Origin of the sequence: uncultured Gimesia sp., assembly GCF_937910335.1 — a bacterium.
Lineage (GTDB): Bacteria > Planctomycetota > Planctomycetia > Planctomycetales > Planctomycetaceae > Gimesia.
This window is the reverse complement of record NZ_CALEMX010000177.1, coordinates 1-10,255: the sequence shown is the minus strand read 5'-3', so window position 1 is coordinate 10,255 and position 10,255 is coordinate 1. Positions and strand designations below refer to the sequence as shown.

The following is a 10,255-nucleotide window of genomic DNA, read 5'->3' as shown; positions in this document are numbered from 1 at the left end:
GGATTTTCAAGGCCGTACATCAGACCCAGTGGGTAATACGGAACAAGTTTTACTCAAACTATGCGTTAGCTACTGATTGTGCAAGGAGAACGGAGCGGGATTCTGGTACATTCATTTTTGAAATGCAATGTTCATTCAGATACAATAACACCAACAACATCGGTAGACTGTTTATGTTGATTGTTTTTACTGAGTGACCGATACCGTAGAACATAAACAGCATGTTTTGCGATTATTCTCTTGATTATCCAAGAGGCTCTTACCACAATCATCAAGCGAAACGACATTCATCGAGTCAATTTGAATCCCCCCCCCTGTACGTGAGGCACAGCATGAACTTCCCCACCCTGAAACATCCATTCCTTTCCATGTTGCTGTGTTGTCTGTTTTCATTGTTTTTCATCTCGGAATCAAATGCCGGGCAAATCTGGATCGGAACAGCGAATGTCAACATTACTCCCGATCAGCCGGTCGCCATTTCAGGCCAGTTCGCCACCAGAGTCGCGACAGAGGTGGAAGCCCCCGTCACCGCCACTGCGCTTGCGCTGGAAACCCGGAACGCAGATCAAGTAGAAGACCAGGCGTTGATCATCAGTTGTGATCTGGTCGGAATCAGCGCAGGCGTGCAGGATCAGCTTCGCAGTCGCTTAAAATCCCAGTTACCTGACTTGGATATCAACAAGTTATTTCTGAACGCCACCCATACACATACGGCTCCCGTGACCACCGAAGGCGTCTATGCTATTCCAGCCGAAGGCGTTATTCAGCCAAAGGAATACGTAGAGTTCCTGTTGACACGTCTGGCAGAAGCCGCCACGACTGCCTGGAAAAATCGACAGGAGGGGGGCGTCAGCTGGGGCATGGGTCATGCTGTCATCGCGTACAACAGGCGTACGCTCTATGCAGATGGAAACTCCCGCATGTATGGCCCGACCAACAGTGCCAATTTTCGCGGGATCGAAGGCTATGAAGATCATGGTATCGAAGTCTTGTTTTTCTGGGACAAACAGAACAAACTCATCGCAACGGCAGTGAATGTCGCCTGCCCAGCTCAGGAAGTGGAAAGTGGCAGAGCGGTCAACGCCGATTTCTGGCACGAAGTTCGTCTGCAGCTGAGAAAACAGTATGGCGACCAGCTCCAGTTGTCTGGCTGGATCGGCGCAGCTGGCGACCAGTCACCGCATCTAAGATTTCGCAAAGCTGCAGAAAACCGGATGCGGGAAGGTCGCAAATTAACCCGCATGCAGGAAATTGCCCGTCGTATCATACTGGCGATCAATGAGGCCCATGCAGTCGCAAAAAATGACATTCATAAAGACGTGGTATTCAAACATACCGTTCAGACAATCAATCTCCCCGCGCGTCTGGTCACCAAAGTCGAATACCTGGAAACCAAAGCCATCGTCGCTGATTTACGGAAACAGGCAGAGGCGGGACAAGATACAATGCGAAAACGTAAATGGTACGAAGGTGTCATTAAGAGATATGAAGAACAAACACCCGATCTGACGTATCCAGTCGAACTGCACGCAATTCGTCTGGGCGATATCGCCATCTGCAATAATCCGTTCGAACTCTTCACGATGTATGGCATTCAGATGAAAGCCCGTAGCAAGGCCCTTCAGACCTTTGTTATTCAGCTGGCCTGCAAGACAGGCGGCTATGTTCCCACCAGGCGCGCTGCAGAAGGCGGCGGCTACAGCGCCATCGTACAAAGCAATCTGGTCGGCCCTGAAGGAGGGCAGACACTGGTCGAAGAAACCGTTAAAGCGATTAACCGCCTATGGGACGAGCCGACGCCCTGATCAGTTCGCTTTGCGAACCAGAATACGTACTGGCGTCCCGTGCAAAACACTTCTCGCAATGACTCAAAATAAATAAGCGATCTGGATTAAAAAATCCTTCCGCAGTGCTATCAGAGAATCATGTTCATAAAATGAGGATTGCTTGTCACAGCCTATAGCTTACAGTTAGATCATGTCGAAAACTTATCCAAACTGATTGCCAGCACGATCGAAAGAATCCATAGCATGAGCGCAGATCCACTGGCGATTAAAAAGGCACGCTGCACGCTCGTTCGCTTAACATACATGCCAATAAGAATTGGGATAAAGGTCCAGCCAATTGGAATCGGATAAGGGCTTTGCCAAAGCACTCGACATAGTGTGAGTCGATCATCGGGCAGCAGGTCAAACAGTACCCCTTTACAGTACCCCTTTATCGGGAAGTTTGTTAACAGACACCACTTGCATTCGTTGTGTTACAATTGAAGACGCTGACTTAGACTCTGGTTCAGTAATGTCACATTGTGATTGTAGCGTGCCATGAAGTATGTTCGAAAAAATAACCTTTACCGATCAGTTCAAATCTTGTATTCTCACACCCTCAACCCTCTCTCCATTCATTCTCTAAACTACAAATTCCACCTTTCGCAAATTTTTCGTCGTCAAACTTTGCCAACCATTTTGGTTGTGTTTTGCGAAAGAGCATAGTGGAAGATCCGAACATCAAACTCCCTATCTCAACCATCTAAAGCTCCCTTTCAATGGTGGTCGATTAATTCATTTTCATAGGTTATTAAATGAGACAACTTGGTCTTGTATTTCTACTTACTGCGGTCTTATGTGTCAGCGAAGCGTCCCATGCTCAAAACTGGCAGGCTCAATCTCAGCAATCTAAGATACTCGCTCAAAAATCAAATAAAACAACTGATGCGACAGGCCAGTCAAAGAAAGAATCATCTCTCGTTGAGATTGATGATATTTTTCGTAACCGTCGGGGTAATCAAACCTTTACCAGTCCGATTAAGAGCAAGTGGACCAGTAAAGTTGAACCAGAGCATTCAAGAGCTATAAAGCAAGTTCAATTTGAGACGACTCCCACCCATAAAAACAACGATGTTTCAAAGACGCATTTTGATAAATCAGACAAAGCTCACAAGTCAATCCTGCAGACAGGTTACTCTGTTGATGCAAATGTTAAAGGAGTAGATGGTACTAAGCGGGGAGAGAAAGGGATATCAGAAGTTCCCAGTAAGCCGATTTCCCCTTTGCAGGATGAGATGACTGTTAACAAAATTAATGAGGTCATCAAAAATATTGAGCGTTCGGAAACGGTTGACGCAAAAAAGAAGCTTGAGTATTTAGCATATTTGACTAAGGCAATTAAATGGATTGAAAATGCAAAAGAGTATCAAGCAAAGACTGGGCAGTTTGAGGCGGAGATTAAGCAGGCTCCAGAGTTACTCAAGCAGTCAAAAAAGAAACTGGAAGCAGAAACACAAGCATCCAAAATTGAGTCAAAGCCAGATGCAACACTAGCTCAACTTGAACAGCAATTAGGACAAGCTAAAGACTCTTTGAAAACAGCCCAGGCGAAGTTGGTTCAAACAGAAAAAGATTTAAATTCAAAAGAACGAACCAATCGCAAAACAGAACTGACTAAATTAAAAGAGAGCACAAAAAGTCAACTAGAGAAATTAGCTACTGAGTCAAAATCTGCTAGCAGCGAGTCGTTGTCAGAACAAGAAGCTTATGTGATTGGTATTGAGAACAAAGCCCGTCAAATGGCATTAACTCAACAACTCCTAATGTTTGATGCCGAGATAAATCGATCTGAAGCCTTGGTAGAAATATTCCCTATTCAACGCGATCTTGCCAAACGGGAAGTTTCTCTTGCAGAAAAAATGGTTGAAAGTTATCAAGTTATTGTTAACGAATTTCGTTCTTCTGAATCAAAGAGACAAGCTAACGAAGCGAGAAATGCAGCTAGTAATGCACATCCTGCAGTTCGTGAATATGCAGAAGCAAATGTCCTTCTGGCAGAAAGTCGTACGAACTTAACTAAAAAAATTGATGTGGTCTCCGGTACCTCCGGCTACCTTTTGAGTGCTCAAGGTAAATTGACAAAAATAAACGAGGATTTCGAATCGGTCAAACAGAAAATCGAAGTGTATGGTATGACACCGACTATCGGTTTGCTCCTGCGAAACCGACGAGATCATTTGCCCGCTATAAAAATTCACAAACAAAGAATTGTTTTCAGTGAACTGGAAATGCAAGCCGCACAAGTGGCACTACTTGAATTGGAAAATGATCGATCACAGCTCGGCGATTATGAAAAGACCATCGAAAAGACACTGGTTGATCTCGATGTTGACTCTGAGAAAGTTCATCCTCAGCATCTCGAAAATATTGTCCGCGAGCTCATTAAGGATCGTCGTCAATATCTAGATAGCCTGATACTGGACTATCATACTTACCATGACAACCTCAGCAATCTCGAATTAGTGTCGCGCGAGTTGATTACGAAAACAAACTCGTATCGTAGTTATATTGACGAACAAATTTTATGGATTCCGAGTGCAAATCGACTTGGTAAAAAAGAGTTTGCCAAAAGCTATGATGCATTAGCTTCTTTCTTAAAGCCTCAAAGTTGGATTGACGTCTACAAAAGTACGACACGCAATGCACGCGATAATCCTATAACCAGTCTATTGCTTGTTCTGACCTGTATCGTTTTGCTTGCAAGTCGAAAACGCTTGCAGAGATGGTTGAATCGTTTAGGACAACGTAATCACGAAGAGAATCATCTCTCTTTTATTCCCACTTTTTGGGCGCTTGTGATTACGGTTTTCCTGGCTGCCGTGGGGCCTTTGATGTTTTGGTGTGTCGGTTGGTGGATGTCACTCAATCAAAACGCAACGGACCTTGTTCTAGGTCTGGCAGATGCGTTTACTTCAGTTGCTGTGTTTTATTTTGTAATTGAATTAGTTCGAATGATTTGTCGCGATGGTGGCCTGGCAGACAAACACTTTGGTTGGCCACAAGCCAGTTTAGCTCCATTGTATCGTAATTTGAATCGATTTGCCTTCTTAGCACTACCGACATTATTTGTCGTCAGTTTACTGTCTCGTCATCAAAATGGAGAGTGGCAGAATTCATTGGGACGTCTTTCTTTTTTAGCGGGCCTGGGCGTTCTCGGATTTTATCTACACCTTTCTTTGAGACCAAGTAAAGGGGCTATCCCGCAAGCATTTGCAAGCTCAGGAAATGTCTGGGGCCATCGCTTTCGATTTGTAACTTATTTATTTGGGATCGGCTTCCCCATAACCTTAGCTGCTCTGCTTTATATGGGATACGTTTATACTGCTAACCAACTCTTGCAGCGAATGTGGCTGGTTGTCTGTTTCTTGCTGGCGCTGGTGCTGATTCAGGAACTGGTGACAAGAGGATTTCTGGTTGTTTGGAATCAGATGAAAGAAAAAATATCTCTAAAGAATAAATTCGAAAAGTTAAAAACACGTCCTGAAATGCATGATGATATCACCTTGAATGATTCAACAATCGACCTGGAGAATGTTAGCAGACAACTGAGTCAACTGGTTCGAGGTGCTGCATTTCTGACATTTCTGTGCTGTAATTGGTTTGTCTGGTCCGATGTCTTGCCTGCTTTACAAATATTTGATCGAGTCGAGCTTTGGAATATTACTGAAATGGTCAATCAGAGGATGCAAACTGCAGATGGTAAGACAATTACTGAGCAGGTCCCACAAATTGTTCCTATTACTCTTGCCGATTTAATGTTGAGTGTTTTTGCTATTATCGGCACTTATGTTGCTACGAAAACACTACCTGGTTTATTAGAAATTTCGATCTTAGGCCGACTGCCCATAGATAATGCAATGCGGCATGTCATCATAATGGTAAGTCGATATATAGTGAGTTTGGCAGGATTCATACTGGCTTGCCATTTAGTGGGCGTCAAATGGGCTAGTGTGCAATGGCTGGCTGCTGCGATGACTGTCGGGCTTGGATTTGGACTACAAGAGATCTTTGCAAATCTCGTCTCAGGTTTGATCATTCTCTTTGAACAACCGATTCGTATTGGAGATACAGTGACTGTCAATGGAGTTACCGGGACAGTGACACGGATGCAAATTCGAGCTACCACCATCACCGATTATGATCGGAGAGAGTCTATCATACCAAACAAGCGCTTTATTACCGAAGACGTTGTCAACTGGACTCTGTCTGATCCGATTACTCGTTTCGTGATTCCGGTTGGCATCTCATACGATTGTGATCCTACGACGGCTAGTGATTTACTGCTGAAAGTCGCTAAGTGTCATCCGCTGGTTTTGAATGATCCGGGTACGACTGCTCTGTTTAAGGGATTCGGCAATAGCACACTTAATCTCGAATTGCGTGTGTTTATTGGACGGAGAGACGATTATATTACTGTGTTGCACGATTTGAATGTTGCTATAAAAAGAGCATTTCAAGAAGCTGACATCGAAATCGCATTTCCACAACAGGATTTACATATTCGATCATTTTCCGATTCCGTTTCTTTTGGAACAGCCGAGCAGAATTCACAGAATAAGAAAAATTCTGATTCGAACATGAAAATGCACCCGAGAGACAACAAAGCAGATGCGGCGTAAGAAGTTGAGGTACAGTTTTTAAGAAGAAAGATTGATGTTTCGTAGGCATAATCGTCTCCTTATTACACGTCCAAAAACCTGAATTGTATATCAAGCTCTGGATTCGGTTAAAGGGGGCGTGTCAAGTTGAAAGGCGATCTTTCTGCTGGAAATCTCGCTGCTGGCGAGTTCTTCCGCATGGGCTTCGGTATGTACGGAATCATCGACGAAGTGAGGGTTTCGACAAATCAACGTTACACGGACGAGTTCACGCCCCCTCTGAGACACAAGCCCGATGTTGACTCGCTCGCGCTATATCACTTCTTTGAGGGGCAAGGGACGATGGTGCGCAACGCGTCTGGCAACGGACATCATGGAGAAATTATCGGCGACGCGAAATGGATTCGTATGGGGTAGCCATTGCCTGCCGTGGCTGGTTCGTCAGGTCAAAGCGGAGTCACGGACTTCCAGCGCGGCAAGAAATTGCCAGAAAAATCGTCAGGCGCTGGACGCGGAGGGGGGGGGCAATGTTAAGATAAGTATCGGATGATGCCTGGAGCGGTTTCAGGCCCAACCCAAATGGGAAATCCCGGCTAATACCAGATTGAGTGACCCGTGCAAAAAATGAACTCCCCCCGATTGCTGATCCGTATATCTTTTCTCTTACTTCTGTCAGCGCTCCCTGCAGCCGCTGCAGAGAAAGCAAAATCTCTGCAACTGACGTTACCGCCCACGTTTTACGCAGTGCCCGGCGTGGAGATGAATATCTACTACGACAACATCGTGCTGACCGAAACACCAGAAAAATATCGTTTTGAAGTCAGTTGCAAAATCGGTAAAGCCGAGCAGGACCATTGGACCATCACGCCGACAGCGTCTGATGTTGGCCCGCATCCTTTGTCGGTCAAAGTGACTGACGCTAACGGAACGATCCTGGGGACAGCGAAAACGATCCTGCATGTTTCGGCGGCCAATTCGGGTTCCAAACGCGACACGTATCGGTTGTTAATTATCGGTGACAGCTTAACACATGCAACCACATACTCAAACAAAATCGCCGAACTCCTCTCAACATCCGGCAATCCGAAATGGCAAATGCTGGGAACACATAAACCGAAATCTGCTGCCGCGGGTGTTGCCCATGAAGGTTACGGCGGTTGGACCTGGCAACGGTTCGCCGCGCATTACGAACCAAACCCCGATGGTACCTATCGCAAACGCAGTAGTCCTTTTGTGTACCTCGGTAAGGACGGCAAGCCGGGCCTCGACTTCAAACGTTACTTCAAAGAAGAATGCAACGGCAACGCGCCAGGCGTTGTGATCATTAAGCTGGGCATCAACGATTGTTTCTCAGCGAAACAGGACGCCATTGATGCAAAAATCGATGGCATGTTCAGCCAGGCCGATATCTTGATTAAAGCCCTGCAAGCTGCCGCGCCGCAGGCAGAGATCGGAATTTGTTTGACCACGCCCGGGAATTCCCGTCAGGAAGCGTTTTTCGCCAACTACAAAGACCGCTATAGCCGTTGGGGTTGGAAGAAAATTCAACACCGGCTGGTGCAACGACAAATCGAAAAATTCGCAGGCCGCGAAAAACAAAATCTGTTCATCGTGCCCACCGAGTTAAACCTCGATATCGTTAATGGCTACCCCGTTAACAACGGCGTCCATCCCAATACCGTCGGTTACCAGCAAATCGGGGACAGTATTTATTCGTGGTTAAAGTATCGCTTGGAAGAGTGAGGATGTTGAACACACGACGTTAGACCAGATAGTATTAACGCCCCAAGGCGCTGGTAGTACAGAACCAATCTGAATCCAAGGTCGAGTCTGGACGCGCTGGCAGAGTGCATGTGTAGACAATACTGTCGCAGATTGCGCTCTGTAATTTATTAGGAAAAGAGATGATGGTCGAAATAAACGAGCTCATACCCAACACCTTCTTTGTTGAAGTGACTGGATCTGGTCTTCCTGAAGTTGATGGTCTCTTCGTTCCTTCAACGGCACCGCCAGCCAAATCTGAATCGGGAACCCCATCAAGCCTTGGTTACTGGAACGGCAAGATGGCGTGGGATCGCGCGGATGGAAAATCTGCCAGAAGTCCTGCTCTGTCCTACTCCAATAGTTACACGTCCTGGAGAATCTGCCGTCTTGATGGTCATCTCGCATACGACATCACTTGCGAAGATGCGCTGCCACCAACCGATAGAGAATGGCACGTTTACAAAAAAGGAGTCGCACCTGCGCCTCATGTTGCCATCCACTACTACGACCCGAGACAACCTTGTCCCGATCCCAACGTCGTATTTGTACTCGGAGGACCCGGTGCGGGAAAAGGAACGATGTGTGAGCTTGCCGAGTCTCAACTCGGCTGGACTCACTTATCCACGGGTGATCTCTGCCGCACTGAACTTCAGGCTGGAGGGCCGAATGCCGCCACAATCGAAGAATCCCTGGCAGCTGGAAAGTTGGTAGCCAATGAAATCATTGTGACCTTGTTGAAGAATAAAATGGAGACGGTTATCAGAACGACAGGCAGGAACAACTTCCTGCTTGATGGCTTCCCCCGTTCTCTGTCTAATTTGGAAGCGTGGCACGAGATCTTCGGCAAGGAAGCGGAACTACCGAAATTTTTGTACTTCGAGTGCCCGTATCCTATTCTCGAGCAGCGTATCCTGGGCCGTGCCAAATACTCCGGCAGAAGTGACGACAATGTCGAGTGTATCAAGCTGAGATTCGACACCTTCAAGGAGGAAACGCTCCCCACCGTTGAGTACTTCAAGAGCAAAAACAAATGTATTGAAATTGACACCAGTCAAGATCGTCAGGCCGTCTATTCCCTTGTCGTCAGAAACCTCGCAGAGTACACCGATCAAAAGTTCGCTGACAAACCGCTTACCGAGAGAGCTGAGATGCTGCTCGGTTTGAGAGCTTATCCAAAGGATGAGAAGCAATAAGGTGGTGTTGATCCTGAGTGCGAATTATGTCGAAACCTACGATCCACGGTTATGTCTCGAAGTAGCAATTGCTCCCGTAAATATTCTCGTCAACGGAACGTTCATTCGCGGTCGTTGCTCCAAAGCGAGTTAGGAATTCGCCGAACCTGCGTGTGGTGACTACAATAGATTGGAAGATGACGATTCACCCACGCCTGATTCATGTATCATAAACCTCTGATTTTACGGCGATCCGTTACTTTGATTTCGCTGATGAGTTTATAGGACATACTGCGGCTGTTCTATGGGGCATGTCTGTTTGCATTACATGTTTCCGCGAAAAGCAACCAATTCGTGGAACGCCACGCTGTCGGACGGTATCATCGAGTCAACTTGCTGCCTGTGCGGTCGGTTCAGGTTCCATTTGGGAAATGTCGGATTAGCACATTTGCCAGTTCGAGATATTCTTCTATCGGGTTATGCTTAGCCCCACCTCGGGTGAGAGCATCAATTAACACTTTATAGTATTCGGTAGGCCAAAGACGTCCCTTTTTTGATGTTTTAATTTCAAGCCCTATCATCCTATCCGCCAGTCTAAAACATGGGTGATCTTTATGGTTCAACCCAGTGATTTCTATCTTGCCTCTATTTGTAATGTTGGTGATAGCCCCCAGATCTTAAATCGCAGTCCCAGATCTAAGTGGCTGTAGTGTAATTGCATACAATTAATTCATTGATCGTAAATATGACAGATGCATAGTCACGATCAATGAAATCGTTTTGTAACAAATATGCAGATTATTCAAAAATTTCCTTGAACATCAGTTATTTACTTTGTAGCTTCTCTACAGCACTTGTCTACCAGTGCTATAAAACACGCAGGCACACGATAATG

5 protein-coding genes are annotated in these 10,255 nt (G+C 46.0%); all 5 read left to right on the top strand.

All coding sequences use genetic code 11. The features are described from left to right. Positions 1–332 precede the first annotated feature (332 nt). Positions 333–1,805, top strand: a complete 1,473-nt coding sequence (locus tag Q0668_RS06810; RefSeq protein WP_298861778.1) for a hypothetical protein — start codon at positions 333–335, stop codon at positions 1,803–1,805. Positions 1,806–2,581: 776 nt separating this feature from the next. Then, positions 2,582–6,445 (top strand): mechanosensitive ion channel domain-containing protein, encoded by a 3,864-nt coding sequence (locus tag Q0668_RS06805; protein ID WP_298861775.1) that lies wholly within the window; start codon positions 2,582–2,584, stop codon positions 6,443–6,445. 126 nt (positions 6,446–6,571) lie between these two features. Then, positions 6,572–6,841, top strand: a complete 270-nt coding sequence (locus tag Q0668_RS06800; RefSeq protein WP_298861772.1) for a hypothetical protein — start codon at positions 6,572–6,574, stop codon at positions 6,839–6,841. Positions 6,842–7,048: 207 nt separating this feature from the next. Next, entirely contained in the window at positions 7,049–8,167 is a 1,119-nt protein-coding gene (locus Q0668_RS06795; RefSeq protein WP_298861769.1) for an SGNH/GDSL hydrolase family protein, read from the top strand. 164 nt (positions 8,168–8,331) lie between these two features. Then, a complete protein-coding gene (locus Q0668_RS06790) occupies positions 8,332–9,381 on the top strand; it encodes a nucleoside monophosphate kinase (protein WP_366918880.1) in 1,050 nt (349 codons plus the stop codon). The last annotated feature ends 874 nt before the right edge of the window (positions 9,382–10,255 follow it).